Source organism: Aneurinibacillus aneurinilyticus ATCC 12856 (assembly GCF_000466385.1).
Taxonomy (GTDB): domain Bacteria; phylum Bacillota; class Bacilli; order Aneurinibacillales; family Aneurinibacillaceae; genus Aneurinibacillus; species Aneurinibacillus aneurinilyticus.
This window is the reverse complement of sequence record NZ_KE952871.1, coordinates 1-20,581: the sequence shown is the minus strand read 5'-3', so window position 1 is coordinate 20,581 and position 20,581 is coordinate 1. Positions and strand designations below refer to the sequence as shown.

14 protein-coding genes and 1 riboswitch are annotated in these 20,581 nt (G+C 40.8%); of the genes, 9 read left to right on the top strand and 5 right to left on the bottom strand.

Translation table 11 applies throughout. From position 1 onward, the window contains the following. The first annotated feature begins 21 nt into the window (after positions 1-21). Positions 22-5,538, top strand: coding sequence for a non-ribosomal peptide synthetase (locus tag HMPREF0083_RS20315; protein ID WP_021623618.1), 5,517 nt, complete (start codon positions 22-24; stop codon positions 5,536-5,538). A gap of 396 nt (positions 5,539-5,934) precedes the next feature. Here the strand turns inward: HMPREF0083_RS20315 and HMPREF0083_RS20310 are convergent, their stop codons facing one another. After that, positions 5,935-7,923, bottom strand: coding sequence for a methyl-accepting chemotaxis protein (locus HMPREF0083_RS20310; RefSeq protein WP_040304125.1), 1,989 nt, complete (start codon positions 7,921-7,923; stop codon positions 5,935-5,937). 263 nt (positions 7,924-8,186) lie between these two features. On the opposite strand from HMPREF0083_RS20310, the gene HMPREF0083_RS20305 reads away from it, so the two are divergent. Together HMPREF0083_RS20305 and HMPREF0083_RS20300 are read left to right on the top strand one after the other, a co-directional pair. After that, the gene (locus HMPREF0083_RS20305) at positions 8,187-9,308 is read left to right on the top strand and encodes an aminotransferase class I/II-fold pyridoxal phosphate-dependent enzyme (protein WP_040304123.1); all 1,122 of its coding nucleotides are present in this window, start codon (positions 8,187-8,189) and stop codon (positions 9,306-9,308) included. A gap of 14 nt (positions 9,309-9,322) precedes the next feature. Next, entirely contained in the window at positions 9,323-10,309 is a 987-nt protein-coding gene (locus HMPREF0083_RS20300) for an ornithine cyclodeaminase family protein (protein WP_021623614.1), read from the top strand. A gap of 106 nt (positions 10,310-10,415) precedes the next feature. Here HMPREF0083_RS20300 and HMPREF0083_RS20295 read toward each other — a convergent pair whose 3' ends face one another. From HMPREF0083_RS20295 to HMPREF0083_RS20280, 4 genes are all read right to left on the bottom strand, one after another. Beyond that, complete coding sequence (locus tag HMPREF0083_RS20295; RefSeq protein WP_021623613.1) at positions 10,416-11,423, bottom strand: FecCD family ABC transporter permease; 1,008 nt, start codon at positions 11,421-11,423, stop codon at positions 10,416-10,418. Then, positions 11,420-12,430: a FecCD family ABC transporter permease gene (locus HMPREF0083_RS20290; protein ID WP_021623612.1), complete on the bottom strand. Its 1,011-nt coding sequence runs from the start codon at positions 12,428-12,430 to the stop codon at positions 11,420-11,422. Before HMPREF0083_RS20290 ends, HMPREF0083_RS20295 begins: the two co-directional genes overlap by 4 nt. 69 nt (positions 12,431-12,499) lie before the next feature. Then, positions 12,500-13,423: an iron-hydroxamate ABC transporter substrate-binding protein gene (locus HMPREF0083_RS20285; protein ID WP_021623611.1), complete on the bottom strand. Its 924-nt coding sequence runs from the start codon at positions 13,421-13,423 to the stop codon at positions 12,500-12,502. Between the two features lie 3 nt (positions 13,424-13,426). Then, positions 13,427-14,218, bottom strand: coding sequence for an ABC transporter ATP-binding protein (locus tag HMPREF0083_RS20280; protein WP_021623610.1), 792 nt, complete (start codon positions 14,216-14,218; stop codon positions 13,427-13,429). Positions 14,219-14,559: 341 nt separating this feature from the next. Between HMPREF0083_RS20280 and HMPREF0083_RS20275 the strand changes: the two genes are divergently transcribed. The 6 genes from HMPREF0083_RS20275 to HMPREF0083_RS20250 all read left to right on the top strand — a co-directional run. Further along, positions 14,560-14,994 carry a GNAT family N-acetyltransferase gene (locus HMPREF0083_RS20275; RefSeq protein ID WP_040304120.1) on the top strand — a complete coding sequence of 145 codons (435 nt, stop codon included), beginning with the start codon at positions 14,560-14,562 and terminating at the stop codon, positions 14,992-14,994. 311 nt (positions 14,995-15,305) lie between these two features. Then, a riboswitch (SAM riboswitch) is annotated at positions 15,306-15,396 on the top strand. A gap of 149 nt (positions 15,397-15,545) precedes the next feature. Continuing rightward, the gene (locus HMPREF0083_RS20270) at positions 15,546-16,547 is read left to right on the top strand and encodes a 2-hydroxyacid dehydrogenase (RefSeq protein ID WP_021623606.1); all 1,002 of its coding nucleotides are present in this window, start codon (positions 15,546-15,548) and stop codon (positions 16,545-16,547) included. 16 nt (positions 16,548-16,563) lie between these two features. Beyond that, positions 16,564-18,021 carry an FGGY-family carbohydrate kinase gene (locus HMPREF0083_RS20265; protein ID WP_040304118.1) on the top strand — a complete coding sequence of 486 codons (1,458 nt, stop codon included), beginning with the start codon at positions 16,564-16,566 and terminating at the stop codon, positions 18,019-18,021. Between the two features lie 32 nt (positions 18,022-18,053). Beyond that, positions 18,054-19,298, top strand: coding sequence for an RbtT/DalT/CsbX family MFS transporter (locus HMPREF0083_RS20260; protein ID WP_040304117.1), 1,245 nt, complete (start codon positions 18,054-18,056; stop codon positions 19,296-19,298). Positions 19,299-19,504: 206 nt separating this feature from the next. Continuing rightward, complete coding sequence (locus HMPREF0083_RS20255) at positions 19,505-20,044, top strand: GNAT family N-acetyltransferase (RefSeq protein ID WP_040304115.1); 540 nt, start codon at positions 19,505-19,507, stop codon at positions 20,042-20,044. A gap of 344 nt (positions 20,045-20,388) precedes the next feature. Then, positions 20,389-20,581, top strand: a 193-nt coding sequence (locus HMPREF0083_RS20250; protein ID WP_021623602.1) for a CDP-alcohol phosphatidyltransferase family protein, incomplete at its 3' end; no start/stop codon positions are given.

Below are 20,581 nucleotides of genomic sequence, written 5' to 3'. Positions count from 1 at the left end.
GAAAAATAGGAGTGTGAACATATGTCCCAAAACCTTGCGGCCAATTGTGCCGAGTTGCTGATGCGACTCCGCAGAGAAGGAATGCTTCTATGGGAAGAAAATGGGAATCTTCGTTATAGAGCACCTGAAGGAATGCTTACAGATAGCGATTTACAGGCATTAAAAGATTATAAAATGGATTTTCTGGATGTGTTGCGGGCTGAATCCCAGCCAGTGACCGTCATACCTGATCCTCAATCTCGCTTTGAACCTTTTCCGCTCACAGATGTACAGTCCGCTTATTTGTTGGGACGCCATGAGTTATTTGGCTATGGAGGTGTAGCTTGCCACATTTACATAGAACTAACCTATCCTGAGCTTGATCCTAACCGGACAGAGGCAGCCTGGAATCAACTCATATTGCGCCACGATATGCTTCGGGCAACGATTGATCAGAATGGACACCAGCAAGTTATGCAGAGCGTACCGTACATGAAAGTGACTTACACCGACACAAGTAGCTGGGAAGAACAGAAAGCAGAAGCTAGGCTTGATGAAATTCGGGAAGAAATGGGGCATCGTATTTATGATACGGCTCGCTGGCCTTTATTTGATATTAGCGTGACCAAAGCACATAACCGTGCTGTTCTGCATTTTTCCATGGAATTTCTCATTGCCGATTGGGCGAGTATTTGGTTGCTTTTGTCTGAATTTGAGGCGCTTTACAAAGAATCAGGGCGGCAATTGCCTGATCTTAATCTATGTTTCCGGGACTACCTGCTCGCTGAACGAAGCTTAAAGAAGACTACTGCTTATTTTACGGATAAAGATTATTGGCTTCGCCGGGTGGATACGTTACCTCCAGCACCGGACCTGCCTTTAGCCAGGCAACAGGATAATTCTGAAACGGTACGCTTCCGGCGCCGTTTCCTTCGGCTAGACAATTCTGCCTGGGACAAGCTTAAGCAGCGTGCTCAAAAGCGGGGATTGACACCAACAGCTGCAGTGATGACTGCTTATGCCGCTGTTATCGAAAGGTGGAGTCGAAGCAAAACATTTTGTCTAAATCTAACGTTGCTGAACCGGCTACCGTTGCATGCTCAGGTCCATGATATTGTCGGTGATTTCACATCGGTTAATTTGCTTGCCGTAGATTGGCGCATGGAGAATTCATTTCATGAACATGCGAAGGCTTTACAAAAGCAGTTGTTTGAAGATTTGGATCATCGCCTGTTTTCCGGGGTAGAGGTCTTGCGAGAAGTCGCTCGCAGGCGTGGGCGGGAAGCTGCTCTGATGCCCGTGGTGTTTACGAGTGCGATTGGTCTTGTTGAGCCGGCTCAAGGCAATCAGCTGATAGGCAAAATTGATAGGCACGGAATCAGCCAGACACCGCAGGTTTTCATCGATTGTCAGGCCATGGATAGCTCAGCAGGGCTACAGGTCAACTGGGATGTGCGCGAAGGTGTCTTCCCTGACCGGATGGTTGACGATATGTTCGATACCTTTGAGGAATTATTGCGTTCATTAGCTAAAACCGATCAAAGCTGGGACACAGGTGAGGTTATAACTTTACCTGCCTGGCAGTTAACAGAGCGGCATCACATCAACGCTACAACAGCACCCTTGCCGGATCAATCATTGCACCAGCAGGTACTGGCACAAGCAACAGCGACACCGGATCTCCCTGCTGTGTTTGATAGCGAAGGTCAAGTTACTTACGGCGAGTTAGTTCAACGGGCAGCAGCAGTGGCCGAAAAGTTAAAAGAATTACATTGTGCAGCCCAAGATCAAGTTGCCGTAGTTATGGATAAATGTGCACATCAAGTTGCAGCAGTATTGGGGGCTTTGTCAGTTGGAGCCGTCTACGTCCCTATTGATACGAGGCAGCCGGAGTTGCGGCGCTTGGCTATGCTAGAGCAGGCGAATGTTCGTTTTGTCTTAACATGCTCAACAACCCAAATACAATGGCCAGACAAAATAAAGACCATTGAAGTAGATAAATTACAGCCACATCAGGAAAATACGCTCATATGTGAGGGGAATCCGAATCTGCCTGCTTATATCATTTACACCTCGGGTTCCACCGGGCAACCTAAGGGAGTCGTCATCAGCCACCGTGCAGCCGCTAACACCATTGCAGATATTAATCGCCGCTTCAATATAAATCAAGGTGATAGAGTACTGGGTCTTGCACAACTGAGTTTTGATCTGTCCGTCTATGATATCTTCGGTCCTCTATCGGTAGGTGGTGCTCTAGTTTATCCAAGCGCTGATCGACAAACCGACCCATCTCACTGGGCCGAGTTAATGGTTGAACATGAGGTTACCGTGTGGAATTCTGTACCGGCATTGATGCAAATGCTGGTCGCTTATTTAAACTCCGAGCTCAAAATAGCCCTGCCAAACCTGCGCCTGGCCCTGCTTTCCGGAGACTGGATTCCGCTGACTTTGCCAGATGCGATTATCAAGCGCTTGCCTGCTGTGCAGGTCATTGGTCTCGGCGGCGCTACAGAAGCATCCATCTGGTCTATTTATCACAATTACAAAGAGCTGAAGGCGGACTGGCGCAGTATTCCTTATGGTCGGCCGCTCGCAAACCAGGGATTTCGAGTGCTGGATTCACAGATGCGTGATTGCCCCGTGTGGGTTACCGGAGAGTTGTATATTACCGGACATGGTCTATCCGAGGGCTATTTAGGTGATCAAGCAACTACTCAGGAGCGGTTTTTGTTGCACCCTGCGGATGGACAGCGGCTTTATCGCACCGGTGATCTGGGCCGCTACACTCCCGGCGGCGAAATTGAGTTTCTTGGTCGCCGGGATAATCAAATTAAAATTAAGGGGCATCGGATCGAACTTGGGGAAATCGAATCAGCACTGCTCAAACACCCTGCTGTTGCCGCAGCCGGGGTTGTGGTAGACGATTCAAGTGATGATAAGGTTTTGTTAGGTGTCGTAGAAACAGCCCGCAAGAAAGAGCGGGATATAGACACAGAAAAATTAGAGTTTAACACATTGGTAAATGGTATCGGTGAACAGGCGAGTGCCATGGCAGATGGAATAAGCAGAGCGGAAGTGAAGTCGGCGATAGCAAACCTTGATCAAGCGGTTCTCAACTCTATGCTGTATGCGCTACAAAAACGGGGATTGTTTTCCGATGGAAAAAAATATTCAATGGAAGATATCTTGCAATGCGACGGGATCGTTCCTAAATTTCATTGGTTAGTTCAGCGATGGGTAGCAAAGCTAACCGAAGCCGGTTTGCTACTGGAGCATCCCGTTAAACATTTTAGCTGCTCTCAAAAACCGGACGGGAAAAGATTAAACGAGTATTGGAAGCAGGCCGAAACATCGTGGACGAAAAAGCTTGGTTCAACGGGATTCACAGCGTATGTAAGAAGCAATGCTGAAAAGCTGCCAGAACTGCTGAGTGGACAGCAGGATCCGGTTTCACTTCTTTTTCCAGAGGGCAAGCTTGACCATGTTCGCTCCTTATACTTTGATCATATTATGGCCAATTACCTGAATCATTGTATTTGTACACTTCTGCAACGCATTGCCGAGAACCAATCAGACAAGCCTTTGCGAATTTTAGAGGTTGGAGCTGGTACGGGAGCAACTACGGAAAAAGTGCTAAAATCCCTGGAAGGCTTCGAAGTAGAGTATTTATTTACAGATGTTACAACCTTTTTTATTCCGGGGGCCAAATCCCGTTTTGGACAATTCCCAGGGATACGCTTCGGCATTTTTGATGTAGATAAGGATTATCGAACTCAGGGACTGGCGCCGAATAGCTTTGATGTTGTGCTGGCTGCCGGGGTATTGGAAAACGCACGTGATATCCCTGCAAGCATGAACAGGCTGGAAGAACTTATTTGTCCCGGGGGTTGGCTCGTATTTACTGAACCAACAGAGGAGCACATGTGGATATTGGCTTCACAGGCGTTTATGATGACGGAACCCGGCGACCATTTACGGTTAGAAGCTTCTTACCTAGACCGGAGTGGATGGATACAGCTATTAAAAGAATTTGGGGATGAACCTGTTTTATCTTTACCTGAAGAGCAGCATAAACTCTCTTCTTTAGGCTTTCATCTGTTTGCCAAGCGTTTTAAACAGGATAGGTTAGCAGTAAGAGCCTCGGAGCTGGAAAACTTTCTCTCATTACGTCTGCCTGCTTATATGCTTCCTTCCCATTTGCAAATTGCTGATGCACTGCCATTGACCGGCAATGGTAAGATCGATCGGCGAGAGTTGGCAAAATGGCGCCCTAAATCGGTAATAAAGAATTCCACCATAGAAACGGATGAGGAAAGGTTAGACACGCTGGAAGCGCAACTTGCTCAGTTATGGGCTGAATCATTGAGTATCCCTAGTATTGGAAGATTACAAAGTTTTTATGAACATGGTGCTGATTCACTCATTATGGCACAAGTGGCTGGTAAGTTGCGTGACAAATTGGCTGGGGATTCTTCACAAGAAGGAATTCCTTTTGATGTATTGCTCAGGCAAATGCTCAATTATCCAACTGTGGCTGCACTGGCAGAATTTATACGCTCTTACAGTCAAGAGGCAGAACATGTGCCTGATGTCTCTTTGCCGGATCTGCAAAGTAAGTCAAGCAATGCTGTGCTCACTTCTTATGGAGGAAATGGGACAGGACCTCTTAGCGTTGTTTTTCACGCTGTTTTAGGTACAATGGATAGTTTTCGTCCACTCCTAGAACATCTCAAGTCTCAAAATGTTGGATGCATAATTGGAATTACAATAGCGGATATTGAACAATATTGCACGATTGAACCATCCGAACTTATTGAAACTGTTGCTGATGATTATGTCGAGCGCCTATTGGAGAATAGTCATAAACAAATGCAACTCATCGGCTATTCCTTAGGCGGATTAATTGCTATTGAAGTTGCCAGGCGCCTGGTTGAAAGGGGAGTACTCCTTACAGATGTGGTTTTGATTGACATTCCCCCGATACTTTTTGATGTTGACGATGATATACTCATTGAAACATTGTTTATTTCCAATCTGAATATCACCCTCGAGCAGGCAGGTTTTGGCGGAGTAGATCAAGATGATTTAGCACGGGGGATTATGCAGATCATCGAAAATAACGGTAATCGTATTCCAAAAGGAGCTTTATGCGAAATTGAAGGGGATGATGGTCTTAATAAAGTGGGCGATCTATTTCGAAGACTGGCAACCTTCAATATGAGAGATCGTTTCACAGCTTATGTCAATGCACTTGCAAAAGCCACAGGGGAGCAGATGCCGGTCGAGATGGCAGAAGGTTTATTTAAGGTCTTTCGCCAAAGCTTTAAGGCTGCCCGATTTACACCTCTACCGTATATGGGAAATATCCGTTTTTTCCTAGCACGTGAACCATTTAGTTTTTTCCCGCGTACCGATGAAATGACACTTGATTTTTGGCGAGAAGTTTGCCTCGGCGAATTTGAAGTGACAGAAATTGAGGGAAATCACTTTAGTTGTATTAAAGAACCAAATGTAACTAGTCTTGCCAGGTTGATATCGGTGCCACTTATTAAGAAATGAGCATTCTTTCAGGCCTACCTCGGGAAATTAAATTTGAAGGGGTTAAAATTAAAAAAGTTCCCCACGATTAGATGATTGGCTCCTGTATTAACATAAAATATCAAGAGTGTTGATTATCCAGTATAATCCAGAGTGTAGCGTCATCACACCGTGCCCCAAACGGGCGTCGGTTCGTCTCCCGCACCGAGAGGCCCAGATGTTTTGCCGGTCCGGCCCTGGCGCCACAAAGCGGCCGTGTCTCTTCCTCGTGAAAAGACGAGGGAACACGCCGACGCGTGCACCTTTTACTTTCTATTGCAAAGGTTTGTACAGACAAGATGATTGACAAAATAGTGGAATGCTAATTTTGCGTAGTAAAAAGGGAGAGACTGCTCCTGTCCTCTCCCTGTATAAAAACTAGCTTGTTTTGAAGCGATTCACCATGGCAGTGAGGTCCTCTGACATCGTTTCCAGCTGTTCTGTATTTTTCATCAGATTTTTTACCGTCGACAATTGCTCTTCTGAAGAAGCATTAATTTCCTCAGCACCCGCCGAGAATTGTTCGGTTATGGAAGAGACGTTTTCTACGTTTTGAGAGATTAGTATACTTTTCTCGGCAAGAGAGGCTAGAAGTTTACTAAACTGCTGTATACTTTCATCAATCTTGCCAACCTTATCTGTAATCGCGTGGAATGTATCATTCATTCGTTGTACAGATTGTGAACCCTCTATAACCTCTGACATGCCCTCTTCAGATACCGCTACAACATGCCTGATCTGACGCTGGTTTTCTGACACAATGTCACTTATGCCGTTTACCGCTGCAGCGGTTTGCTCTGCAAGCTTGCGTACCTCATCAGCTACTACGGCAAAACCTTTTCCCTGTTCTCCAGCCCGGGCTGCTTCAATGGTTGCATTTAAGGCAAGTAAATTAGTTTGATTTGCAATACTGGTAATTACGGTCACAATGCCCTCAATGTCTTTTGTTTTCTCGTTCAGTTGGCGAATCGACTCCACATTATCTTCAATCGTTTTTGCCACTCGTTGAATACGGGTAAATGTAGCTGATGCATTTTCAAGTCCTTCAGCCGAAGCAAGCTGTGCTTGCTTGGAACCATTTTGGATGTCGGAAAATACATTGCTCATCGCTTGAATACTAAGATTCATATCTTCGACATCGCCCGCAGTATTTTGAATAGAAGATGCAATTTCATTTGTGCCATTCGTAAATTCATTCATAGTTATCGCAACCTGCTCAGAGGAGGCTTTCATCTCTTCGTTAGCAAGATGCAGTGCATGCGCCGAATCGCCTAGCGTATAGGTGGATTGTTTTACTTCAGAAAGGACAGTAGACATATGCTCTGCCATTTGTGAAAAACCCTGCGTTAGCTGCCCAACTTCGTCCTTTGATGTACTTGATGCAATTGGATAGGATAAATCGCCATTTGCGATATGTCGCACGCTTTCATTAAGCGAGCGAATCGGTCGTACGATTTTGCTTGCCATCCAGCTCATGACAATGATGAAAATCAAAAGGCCTACACTGCTTATAAGAAGATTTCGGTAGAATAGTTTATAAACGCCTTGTTCAGCCTCACCTACTGGAAGCGTGATTGCAATACCCCAATCTACTTTTTTTGCTTTAGAGAAGTACCCATATTTTCCTTCACCATCTTTTACATACTCAATCTTTCCAGTTTCACCTTTCATGGCCCGGTTTGCCATCGTTGCGAGTTCAGGGATGTCTGTTTTATACATGTTGCGTTTCATAACTTGTTCGTTGTTTTTATGTGCGATCTGAAGACCGCTTTTAATGAACACAAAAGGATAGCCGGTTTCCCCGAGTTTTTCCTCCATCACCAAATCCATAAGAGCATTAAGGGGAATGGATGCTGCTATACCCCCAATAACTACACCATCCCTTTTCACAGGTGCTGTAAGAATAATGGCAAGATTTCCAGTACCCTTAGACACCATAGGGTCCGTAATTACAAATTCCCCCTGCATGGTGCGCTGAAAGTGACTACGTTCAGAGATGTTAAGTTGCTTATATGCTTCGTTAATTTTTGGGGGAAGGAAAATCTCCCCCTTATTATCAAAAAATGCGAGACTTTCGTACAGTGGGTTTTGTTTTAAAATTTGAAGAAGATAACTGTTCCGAGAGTCAATACTTTCAGCATGTGTAACCTTGCTATCTTCAGCTACGATAGTAATAACATGCTGGTTTTCAGTAAGCCAAGCATCAATGCTTGTTATAAGCAGTTTGAGCTTCGTATAGGCTTGTTCGTCATACCCTTTCATAATTTCTTTTCGAGATTCATTATGGCTAATGATTGTTACAGCAAAAAGAAATGCAGTAACTAACAAACACATAACCACATTTAGTTTAACCTTTAAAGATTTCATTCCATTCCCCTCCAATACCAATGTTCCCACAGTTATGACTGTAGAATTCTCTTTTCTTTTGTTATCGTCCCCTCCATGTCTTTCCTGTACTGTATATTTCTATAATATACATAATAAATTTGAAAAATTGATCCAATAAAGAAGAAGCAGGTCGTAGAAGCTTTCGAAATGGCTGGGAGCATGCCCTTTTAATTGGCTGGAGACGGTTATAATTTATGGCATTATAGTAAAGGTGAATCATTTACATAAGGATGGTGAATTTTATGAGGCTGAAAGACTTTAAGCTAGAGGTTTATTTCAACCAGTATGAGTTTACTGCACCATATTTGCTAACCCAATCTGATTGTGAATCAATGACAATTCAGGACTTGATGAGTTTCGAGAGTGGAGCAGAGGAAAAATTAAAGAACGTTTGGTTAGGATATACAGAAGTCCCGGGAAATCCAGAACTGCGTGTTGAAGTTGCAAAGCTTTACTCCAAGATAAATGCAGATGACATTTTAATACATGTAGGTGCTCAGGAAGCAATATTTAATTACATGAATGTTGTTCTTAATCCTGGAGATCATATCGTTTGCCAGTTTCCTGTCTATCAATCCCTCTATGAAGTTGCACACTCTATAGGTTGTGAAGTTTCCAGGTGGGAACTAAAACAAGGAAAGAACGGATGGGTAGTAGATATTGATGAACTAAAAAATTTAATAAAACCAAATACTAAACTTATTGCAATAAATACTCCAAATAATCCCACCGGTTATGTGCTCAGCCTGGATGAAATGCAAGCAATTACTGAAATAGCTAGAAAAGATAATATTCATGTATTCTGTGATGAGGTGTATAAAGGTCTGGAATATGATGGGAATAAATTACCCTGGTTCTCTGATATGTACGAAAATGCAGTATCCTTAGGGGTAATGTCCAAAGCATATGGACTTTCGGGGTTGCGAATTGGTTGGGTTAGCACTCAAAATAAGGAGATTTATGACAAGATGGTCCGGTTTAAGCACTATACGTCTATTTGCAGCAGTGCTCCCAGCGAGTTTTTAACAGTGATTGCATTAAGACACGGCGAGAGGATACTTAAACGTAATCTTGAAATTATAAAAGATAATTTAGCAATAGCGGATGATTTTTTTATGAAATATGAGCATGTATTTATCAATAATAAACCAAAATCAGGTCCCATTGCTTTTCATAAAATAAATATCGCTCAACCTGTAGCAAATTTTTGTGAAAAGCTAGTCTCAGAGAAAGGCGTTCTTCTTTTGCCTGCAAGCATTTACGACTATGATGAAAATTATCTTCGAATGGGATATGGCAGGAAGAATTTTAGGGAGTCTCTAGCGATATTTGAGGAATACCTTGTAGAAAATCGGATTGTATAAAGGATGGCAACACAATGCACACAAGGGTATTAAGCAGAATTGACGTAGAAAAAATACTGACGATACAGGATACGCTCACATCTGTCAGAGAAGCTTATATGATGTTCAATCAAGGAAAGGTAGTTCAGCCGCCCATTATGTCTATTGATGTTCCTGAATATAACGGAGAGGTAGATATTAAAGCCGGGTACTCGCCAAATAAAGAAATCATTAGTGTAAAGACTGCTGGTGGCTTCTGGAATAATCCTAAACAATACAATCTTCCTACAGGACTTGCAGTTATTTCTTTGTATGATGCAAAAAGTGGATTTCCCGTTTGCATTATGGATGGAACGCTTATTACTGAATATAGGACAGGGGCCGCTGGCGGAGTCTCGGCAGAAGTTTTAGCACGACAAGATTCCAGTGTAGTGGGGGTTATTGGCGCAGGCAGGCAGGCCCAAATGCAGGTGGTAGCATTAAAAGAGATTTTGCCTATTCAAACAGTCAAGGTCTGGAGTCGATTAAAAGAACAAGCAATTTTTTATAAAAAAATAATGGAGGAGCTTTTAGGAATAGAAGTTTTACCGTGCAGCAGTGCGGAAAAAGCAGTAGTTGATTCACATATTGTTGTAACTACAACACCTAGTAAAAAACCAATTGTCATGAATAAATGGATTAAGCCTGGTACACATATAATCGCTATGGGTGCGGATATGCAAGGAAAGCAGGAACTTGAAGAAGCAATTTTCACTCGTGCAAAAATTGTTGTCGATAGTTTGCAGGAATGTATCAAGCGTGGTGAAACTCAGAGTCCGATCAAGTTAGAATTAATTGAAAAGTCAGACATACATGCGGAGATTGGTGAAATACTGCTCGGTAGAAAAGCTGGTAGGGTAAACGATGATGAGGTTACAATTTTTGATTCTACAGGTATGTCAATTCAGGATATCACGACAGCTTATATGGTATACAAGAAGGCAACTGAAAGGGAAATAGGCAGCAAAATTAGGTTAATATAGCAAATGAATGGAGTTTAATTTGGCAGACTGTGTACCATTGATGATAGGCACCAGCAGGTATGGAAAACCATGAGGATTCCATACCCGCTGAATAGCCGATAAATTCCTATTTTCTCAACAATAAATACATGAAATATGGTGCGCCGATTAATGCGACCATAATACCTGCTGGAATACCATCAGGATCAACCAAATTACGTCCGATTGTATCAGCGAATAATAATAGCCATCCACCAATTAGAATTGCAACTGGAATAAATAGTTGATTTCTAGGTCCTACTAGAACTTTTGCAATATGTGGAGCCATTAATCCGATAAATGCAATTCCTCCTGTGACCGAAACGGCGGAAGCTGCGAGGGCAACAGCTGCTAAGAGTAATACGATACGTTCTGTTTCAATTGATACGCCAACGCCGATTGCTACAGATTCGCTTAATCCGAGAAGATTCAAGCGATTTGCTTTGTATAAAGTAAACGGAATAAGTATAACTAACCATGGAACGATGGCCCAAATAAAAGGCCAATCCGTACCCCAGATATTTCCGGCTAACCATTTGGCGATAAAATCAACTTTTGAACGTTCAGCAGATGAAATAAGTACAATCATTATCCCAGAAAGAGCCATTGAAAATCCAACACCAATTAACACTAATTTTACCGGTTGAAGACCTGTTTTTCTGTTATATGAAAGAATATAGATTAAGTATGCAGTTATTAAAGCACCGCCAAAAGCTACAAGTGGAAGCAAATAAACAAATGAGCCAACTTTTATAGGAAAAAACAAAAAGAATAACGCAATTGCAACACCTGCTCCAGAATTGATACCTAAAATGCCAGGGTCAGCTAAATCATTCCGTGTGATCCCTTGTAAAATAGAACCAGATAACGCAAGCGCCATACCTGCTAACAGTGTAATTATGATTCGTGGTAAACGAACTGAAAATAAAATAAATTCCTCTTTAAAAGTCCCTTGACCAAGAAAGGTTGGGATCAGCCTGTCATAAGATAAAGAGGAGTATCCCATTCCCATACTGATAAAGATAGTAGTCATGATAAGTACCAGTAAAGTACATACAATCATACGTTGTTTTTTTATTAAAGCCGGTTGTATCATGATAATGTTTTTCCTCCTTTATGTACGATGAACAGGAAGAAAGGTAAGCCCATTATCGCTACAATGGCTGCTACCGGTGTTTCATATGGAGAATTGATTGTACGACCAAGCGTATCGGCAAATAGCATAAAAGAAGCGCCTGCAATTGCGGACATAGGTATAATTAAGCGGTAATCGGTTCCAACAATAGCCCGAACGATATGTGGGACCATTAAACCGATAAAGGTCATATTACCGACAAGTGCAACAGAAGCACCGGCAAGCAGAATGATGACAACGAAAAGAACGGTCTTTATTTGTGTTGTCTTTTGGCCTAATCCAGCTGCCACTTCTTCACTTAAACTAAGAATCGTTAGTTGTCTGGAAAGTAATAGAGAGGTAAAGATACCAATTAAAATAAATGGAACGATTACTTGAAGTTGGCCCCATGAAGTTCCAATCAAACCTCCTGCAGTCCACATGGATACATCTTTTGAAATTTTGAAGTAAATGCCAACTCCCTCTGCAATAGCGTATAAAAACGCCGAAACGGCAGCACCAGCTAATACAATTCGAAGAGGAGAAAAACTGCCCTTCTTCATTGCACTAATACCAAAAACCATAAGGGCTCCGATAGCTGCTCCAACAAAACAAGCTATCATAATATAAAAATAGTTTGCTGAAGGGAGCAGGGCTATCGTTATTGCTAATGTAGCACTGGCACCGGCAGTTAATCCAAGTAAACTCGGATCAGCAAGGGGATTCCTTGTTAATCCTTGCATAATTGCACCGGAAACGGCTAATGCCGCTCCAACAAAAATACCTGCAACTTCACGCGGTAAGCGAATTTCACGGATAAGAGAAATCTTGTCATCGGTAGCATGAGAAGTAAGCGCTAGCCACACATCTTTGAAAGTGGTGTCTGCTGCCCCAAATCCCATGGCAACCACAAACATAACCATAAATAAAAGGATTCCTACAATCATCTTATATACAAATGGGATGGAACGTTGCTTTTCTTTAGTCATTCGTCTCTCATCTTTTCTTTTATGGAGTAGGAGGGATTATTGAGATAAGAATCCCTCCTTTAAAGCGTTTTAGCTATGAAGAAAGCTTTTGATAAAGAAGTCTAATTGAAAATCCAGTGTTAATGCATCATTAAAGTAGAACTCTTTTGAATTTACTTCAAAAACCCGATTGTTTTTAACAGCTGGAATACTTCTATACCTATCTGTTTCCTGGAATGAGTTGTCAGTATCATTGCTTTTACTAAAAATTATATAGTCCCCGGCAAAATCGGGAAGAACTTCCAAAGACAACGGATAATACCCATTTTTAAGCGCCGTTTCCTTAACTTTTTCCGGCATTTTTAATTTCATTTCCTGGTAAAGAATTTCTGTGCCGCGGCCCCAGTTATCGCCAAATACGTAAATTTGTTTATCGGACTTTTCAATAACAGAAACGGTTGCGTTTTCGCCGATTTTTGCTTTAATATCTTTCCTTGCCTTTTGAGCACGTTCTTTAAAGCTATTAATCCAGGTTTGTGCTTCTTTTTCTTTATTTAAAAGCTTACCAATTTCTAGGTGCTGCGTTAAGTAATCTACTTTTCCGTATGTATATGTTACGGTCGGAGCAATTTCCTTTAATTTATCAACGTTTTTAATCGTTGTTAACCCGATGATTAAATCTGGATTTAACTCAATAATCTTTTCTATATTTTCATCTGTTACTTCTTCGACCCCCTTTAATTTTTCATGAAAACGTGGATTCATTTTAGCCCAAGGATCTACGCCAACAAGATTTACACCTAATGACATTACATCACCTGCAAATGTTGAGAGAACTACAACGCGCTTGGGATTAGCCGGAACTTCGATGGGTCCACTTTCAGATTGGTATGTAATTGTATCTGTTTTGTTTTCCTTTGGGGTTAAGCTGTCCTTTTTTTCTATCGATTGGCTACTGCAGGCGCTAATAATAAGTACAAACAATAGCATTAAGGAGAGAAATGGTTTTTTCATTTTCTATTCTCCATTCACTAGGTTATATGTGATACATATTGGTTTGTTTGTGCGAGGATCTCGTCCGATTTCAGCATCGATATGAAAGACTTTTTTGAGAACGTCAGGATTCATCACATCTTCACAATTCCCAACCTTCACTATCTCTCCGTTTTTTAAAGCGATAATATAATCGGCAAAACGGGCAGCCTGGTTTAAATCATGAAGAACCATAACAATCGTACGCTCTTGTTCTATATTCAGCTTTTGCAATAATTCCAAAACTTCTAATTGATGCGCCATGTCCAAGTAGGTTGTCGGTTCATCAAGAAAGATAATTTCCGTTTCCTGTGCGAGGGCCATGGCAATCCAAACGCGTTGACGTTGTCCCCCTGATAGGGCATCTACAGGACGAAACTTAAAGTCTTTTGTACCTGTGACTTCAAGGGCCCAGTCAATGACTTCATAATCCTTTTTTGTTAAGCGTCCAAAGCCTTTTTGATAGGGGAAACGACCATAGGATACAAGTTCACCAACTGTTAATCCGCTTGCACTTTCGGGTGTTTGTGGAAGAATGGCCATTTTTTTAGCGAGTATTTTTGTGTTTTCTTTTGTGATATTTTTACCATCCAAAATGACCCTTCCTGATTGATGTGAAATAATACGGGTAATAGCTTTTAACAGCGTTGATTTCCCGCACCCATTCGAACCGATAATTATGGTGATTTTTTTATCTGGAATTTCTACACTGAGATTTTTTACAATTAAACGTTCACCATAGCCAATACTTAAGTCATCTGTATATAGGCGAGCCATGATGTAACCTCCATTCCACAAAATAGGTGATAACGATTATCAATATCACATATTAAAATACTATAAATTATTCCTTTCTGTATTGTCAATAGTTATTTTGAATGCGGAATCACTTGACGTATTAACGAAAGCTCGGATGGTTGGAAGGGGGTGATTCGGAAAAAAGAGATGGATACGCCCTGTGCTTCGGCAGAAAAAGAAAGACCAGCGTGTTTCTTTCTTACCTCCCACCACAAAAATGTGCCGATTTATCAAATCATATGTATATAAATTAGATGCCTATGTTTTCTGCTAGAATAGAAGGGAAGAAAAATAGAGTCAATTGCAGAAAAGGGGCAGAGATGACATTGATTACAATTGAAGAGTTATGTACAGAAGAAGAAGTGGTACAGATTTTTCCGCTGATGAAAGATTTGCGTCCGTACCTGGATGAAATGCGTTTCCGCGAGATTTGGCGTGCGATGCAGCCGGACGGCTATCGGATTTATGTGATGTATGACAAAGGAGAGATTGTCGCCTTTACTGGTATTCAGATTCGGACAAATATGTATTATTTCCGCCATGTTTTTGTACACGAGCTGGTGACACGGGCAGATATTCGTTCAAAAGGATATGGCAAGAAGCTGCTTACGTTCGTACACGAGTGGGGGCGGGAGAACGGGTGCGTAACAGTAGCACTGGAGTCCGCGCTGACACGGGCCGATGCACATCGCTTTTATGAAGAGAAGATGAGCTATGACCGCTTTTGTTATTCGTTTAAGGCAGAACTTTGCTAACAGGAATGGATGTATCTTTTTTAAAAATTGCATGAAAAATCCCATTAATACATAAATATAAAGCAAAATGAGGGGTAGAAGGTAAAAAGGAAGAAGCAAGAGCCAATTAAAGCCCCCGCTGAAAAACATACACATCCGTTCATTTCTTAAAGCCGATAAATAGTTGCTTTATTTTTTTATTATTTATGGCAAAATAACTTTAAATTTTCAGAAGGTATCAAAAAAAGGATTGACTTTAATTCAATTATTCTATAAGATTACTACATTATTTAAAACGTTAAGCAGTTGAGCCAAATTAAATATTTTCAATTTTTCTATCCAGAGAGGTGGAGGGACTGGCCCGATGAAACCTCGGCAACATTATTGTGCCAATTCCAGCAAGCATAGCTTGAAAGATAGAAAGAGCTTACTTTTTATTTGTTGTGATAACAATATGAAGTAGTCATCTCTTTCCATCTTTTTGGGAAGAGATTTTTTTTGCTTTATTTTATAAGTTATTAGATTTGAATAATAGGATTTAAATTTGAAACAAACGAAAGGAGCAGCAGAGAATGAATGTTTTAGTTACAGCACCATATAACGAAGCGGGCCTTTTACAATTAAAAGAATTATTTGGAGCGTATACTTACCGTTCCTGGAAGGAGAATGGCAAAGCATACAATGAAGCAGAATTAATTTCTCTATTAAAAGAATCAAAGGCTGAAGGTTTAATTGCTGAGTTAGATAAAGTGACAGAAAACGTATTTGCTGAAGTACCGGAATTGAAATTTGTAGGTGTATGTCGTGGTATGCCTTCCAACGTTGATGTTAAAGCTGCAACAAAAAGAGGAATTCCTGTATTTTTCACCCCTGCACGTAACGCTCAAGCGGTTGCTGAATTATTTATCGGAAACCTTATTACATTTTTTAGACATACAATTCCTTCTATTGAATGGCTCAAGCAGGAGAAATGGGATGGGGACTACTTGCAAGCTTATTTAAAGTTCAAAGGAAACGAGATTGCAGGAAAAACAATTGGAATGATTGGATTCGGAGCCGTGGGACAACGAATTGCAGCCGTTCTTGAAGGGTTTCAATGTACAGTACAATACTATGATCCATATGTGGAGAGTCAGAATCCTAATCATACTCGTGTATCTTTAGAAACTGTTTTTTCGACAAGTGATGTAGTTTCCATTCACCTGCCTCGAACAGAAGAAACAATTGGGATGATTAATGAGCACTATTTAGGACTCATGAAAGAAGATGCTATTTTAGTAAATACGTCAAGAGCTGTAGTAGTTGAAAGAGAAGCACTTGTTCATGCCTTAAAGGAACATAAGATCAGGGGAGCTATTTTGGATGTGTTTTACCATGAGCCGCCTGAGCAAAGTGACTACGAAATTATCAAACTACCAAATGTGCTAGCTACTCCTCACCTTGCCGGTGCAAGTTATGAGGTTGAGGATCATCATGTATGTATTATGAATCAAGCGTTAACGAAATGGTATACACAACGTAATCTTCAGGTTCCGACCTTATACAATAGAAAAGCTCTGGAAGCAATGTCATAAGAAAGAGGTGAAAAAGGTGTCTATAAAACAAGGTTATTTAGTATTTGATATTGGTACTGGAAATGCGAGAGTAGCGATTGTTGCAACTACAGGTGAAGTTGTACATGTTGAGCGAGAAGATGTTCGTTATGAAACAGAAACCCTTTATCCTGACAGTCGTTATTTTTTGCCTGATTTACTCTGGGATCAACTTATTCAATTAGCAAAAAAAGCACTGGTCAGTGTCCCCCATGTTGCAATTAAGGCTATTACATCGACAAGTCAACGACAGGGAATTGTCCTGCAAGATCAAGATGGACACTCGTTTATAGGTTTACCGAATATCGATAACCGGGGCCGTGAATGGGAAAAGGAGATACAAGATCCTGATTTTATTTATGAAACGACGGGCCGATTACCTTCTGCCTTGTTTTCGGCTTTAAAGCTAGTCGTTCTCAAAAAAAGACAACCATTGTTATGGGATAAGCTCGTAACATTTACTAGTATCAGTGATTGGGTTACGTATAAATTGAGTGGTGTACTTGTCTACGAGCCATCACAGGCAACGGAAACATTGCTATACGATGTTCAGAAAAAAGAATGGTCTGAAGCAATGTGTGCCCGAATTGGGATTTCCCCAGATTTATTACCCGAAATAAAGGCGTCTGGCTCCATTCTTGGTAAAATTACCCCCTTTATGGCAAATGAGTTGGGATTAAAGGAAGATGTTCTGATTATTGTAGGTGGAGGTGATACACAGCTAGCGATTGAAAGTACGTTTGCCGAAAATCGTGATGTCGTCATCGTATCCGGCACGTCTACCCCTATTTGTAGAATTATAGATGAATGTAGTATGGATATCGAAGGAAGGACATGGACAAATTCTCATACACATAAAAGCCGATGGCTGTTGGAAACGAATCCAGGTATTACTGGACTTAATTATCAGAAACTAAAGAACATCTTCTATCCAAATGAGAGCTATGCACAAATGGAAGAGGAAATGAGCAAGCTCGAGATGATTGATTGTATATCGGTACTAGGTATGTATCTTACAGATGAAAAAAATGCCTCTAAAAAGGGCGGCTTCATTTTTAATGCCCCATTGGAACAAAATTTAAGTCGTGCTCATTTTGTAGCTTCAGCTCTATGGGAAATTGCTTGCACAATTAGGTGGTATTTTGATCAATTATGTGAAGTAACTTCTTATGATTTACCATATGTGTGGGCTTGCGGCGGCGGTTTTCAAAGTGAAACCTTAGCTAAATTTGTAGCCAATCTTCTTCAAAAAGAAGTACACATTCGTCAAGGGTTTAGTCAGGCATCCGTTGTTGGAGCTGCTGTTATATGTAATCAGGCATTAGGGTTCAACGATGCATCATCAGGCGATATCAAGGTGATTGCGCCTGACCATGGACATGATGATTTGTTGTATGAAGAGTGGAAACAGGCACAACGCTTTTTTTCAAAGATAAATTTGTCCTATAGTAACTAAAATCAACAATGAAAAGAGATGAGGAGAAAAACATGGTAGATAGAATCGGAATACCTAAAAAATTAAGCTGGGGTTTTTTGGGTGTTATGCTTTTTATGATGGGAGATGGACTTGAAGCTGGCTGGCTGAGTCCTTTCCTAATTGAGAACGGATTGTCTGTCCAGCATGCAGCGGCCATTTTTACTGTGTATGGGATCACAATAGCACTTGCTTCCTGGTTTTCGGGTGTTTGTTTAGAAGCGTTTGGTGCAAAGCAGACTATGTTAATGGGATTATTATTTTATATTATCGGTACCGCAGGATTTATTTCCTTTGGATTTGAAAGTATGAATTATCCGGTTATGTTGCTTACGTATTTTATAAAAGGCTTTGGCTATCCTCTTTTCGCTTATTCCTTTTTAACATGGGTTATTTACCGAACACCTAAAAGCAGATTAAGTACAGCTGTCGGATGGTTTTGGGTTGCTTATTGTGCAGGAATGATGGTGCTGGGCGCCTGGTATTCAAGCTATGCAATTCAATATTTAGGGTATATAAATACATTGTGGACCTCTATTTTCTGGGTGTGCCTAGGTGCGTTTTTTGCTTTAGTTATTAACCGAGATAAATTCGAAAAGAAGCAAGCATCTAACAAAAGAGAAAAATTAAATGAAATAGTAAAAGGCATTACCATTTTAAAGTCAAACCCAGGTGTAGCTGTGGGTGGTGTTGTGAGAGTTATTAATACTCTAGGGACATATGGATTTCCGGTGTTCTTACCGATGCATATGGCGGAACATGGGATTGAAACGACCGTATGGCTACAGTTATGGGGAACGATTTTCTTAGGTAACATTATTTTTAACCTGATTTTTGGTGTTGTTGGAGATAAGCTTGGTTGGAAAAATACAATCATTTGGTTCGGCGGAGTCGGTTGTGCCATTTTTACAATTTTGCTGTATTACACACCAATTATCACAAATGGAAACCTCATTATAACGAGTATTGTAGGATTTATTTGGGGTGGCTTGTTAGCTGGTTATGTTCCAATCGGTGCATTGGTTCCATCTATTGCGGGTAATAATAAGGGAGCGGCCATGTCCATTCTAAATCTTGGTGCCGGTTTGTCTGCATTCGTTGCACCAGCTTTAGCTCTGGCCTTTATCGGTATCGTTGGAGCGGAAGGTGTTATATGGATTTTTAGTTTGCTTTATTTAGCTAGTGCAATTATGGTTACTTTCATTCGTGTTCCAAAAGAGGGTGAAACGCAAAAAGAAACAAATTCACTTGTTTCATAAAGAAATGTGGATGAAAAAGGTCGAATGTAGCAGCAGATTATTGGCAGAATATTATGCGGATAAACAACTTGGTTTTACAAGCATTTCATTTTCGCTGTAAAGGTTGTATACCAAATTAAGCCGCCTTTTAGTAGACATTAAAAAACGTAAGAGTTATGCTGCATATTGACGCCTGTATTTGACAAATAATTAGCAGGAGGATGAATATGGATATTGTTATCAGGGAGCTAATGCCCGGGTATAAGGACAGTTGGTTTGACATAGATAGTAGTTTTACCGTTGATTCAACCCTTGTCCTGTCCTTAACAGATCAACAGATTGGATATACGGTGAAAGAGATACCAAGCTATAAGAAAAGCTATTCGCAAGAACAATATGAAGAGGAAAAAGATGAAGTAGAATATTCCAGGTATATCAAAAACCCGGAGCAAATCATATATTTGGCTTTTATTGGTAACAAAGCTGTGGGGTATATAATATTGAGAAAAAACTGGAACAAATATGCTTATGTAGAAGACATCAGGGTAGATAAACATTATAGAAGGCATGGCGTCGGCCGAAAACTAATTGAACAGGCAGTGTGTTGGGCGAAAGCTGGTAGTATGCCCGGAATTATGCTAGAGACGCAAAGCAATAACGTAAAAGCATGTAAATTTTATGAAAGCTGCGGATTTGTAATAGGCGGATTTGATTTTCAAATATATAAAGGTATTCATAAGCACAGCGATGAAATCGCGATATTCTAGTATCTGATGTTTGAATAACTCCAAATGAAAGAAAACCTTATATACAGGAACAGTTTCAATGTATGTTGTATATTGGAAATTACTCTCAACTGATGCTAATACGAATGTATTGTCTATAACGGTGATACCTCAAATCTTACCTTCAAGAAGCGGATAGTCGTTTTTTCTTGTAAGGTATTTTTTTAATTCAGATGTATCAACTATGTACTAAACAACAGAAATTTGGGTCGTTTTTATACATGACAAAACTGTAAGGAAAATGTAAGGCAAATCTCGTGGATGCAATTGGTTCGTTCATGTAAAGTAGAATATGTCAGGATAAAATTTGTAGAGGGAAGAAAAAAATGATAATCATTCCGTTGGGAAATTTAGTTCTTGGTTTATATTCCATTCTTTTTGCGCTAAAAGGAGAAATTGAGTATGCCGTGCTGTTGCTGTGGGTTGGATTGCTATTAGATGGCCTCGACGGCTATATAGCAAGAAAGTTAGATCGGAAGAGTGACGTCAACTACCCACCACTTAGATTCTACCGAATCT

Bases quoted from the DNA above. Each gene is read 5' to 3' on its own strand.
- HMPREF0083_RS20275 (WP_040304120.1), top strand. From the start codon at position 14,560: ATGACATTGATTACAATTGAAGAGTTATGTACAGAAGAAGAAGTGGTA.
- HMPREF0083_RS20295 (WP_021623613.1), bottom strand. From the start codon at position 11,423: ATGATACAACCGGCTTTAATAAAAAAACAACGTATGATTGTATGTACT.
- HMPREF0083_RS20315 (WP_021623618.1), top strand. From the start codon at position 22: ATGTCCCAAAACCTTGCGGCCAATTGTGCCGAGTTGCTGATGCGACTC.
- HMPREF0083_RS20285 (WP_021623611.1), bottom strand. From the start codon at position 13,423: ATGAAAAAACCATTTCTCTCCTTAATGCTATTGTTTGTACTTATTATT.
- HMPREF0083_RS20310 (WP_040304125.1), bottom strand. From the start codon at position 7,923: ATGAAATCTTTAAAGGTTAAACTAAATGTGGTTATGTGTTTGTTAGTT.
- HMPREF0083_RS20255 (WP_040304115.1), top strand. From the start codon at position 19,505: ATGGATATTGTTATCAGGGAGCTAATGCCCGGGTATAAGGACAGTTGG.
- HMPREF0083_RS20290 (WP_021623612.1), bottom strand. From the start codon at position 12,430: ATGACTAAAGAAAAGCAACGTTCCATCCCATTTGTATATAAGATGATT.
- HMPREF0083_RS20280 (WP_021623610.1), bottom strand. From the start codon at position 14,218: ATGGCTCGCCTATATACAGATGACTTAAGTATTGGCTATGGTGAACGT.
- HMPREF0083_RS20300 (WP_021623614.1), top strand. From the start codon at position 9,323: ATGCACACAAGGGTATTAAGCAGAATTGACGTAGAAAAAATACTGACG.
- HMPREF0083_RS20260 (WP_040304117.1), top strand. From the start codon at position 18,054: ATGGTAGATAGAATCGGAATACCTAAAAAATTAAGCTGGGGTTTTTTG.
- HMPREF0083_RS20270 (WP_021623606.1), top strand. From the start codon at position 15,546: ATGAATGTTTTAGTTACAGCACCATATAACGAAGCGGGCCTTTTACAA.
- HMPREF0083_RS20305 (WP_040304123.1), top strand. From the start codon at position 8,187: ATGAGGCTGAAAGACTTTAAGCTAGAGGTTTATTTCAACCAGTATGAG.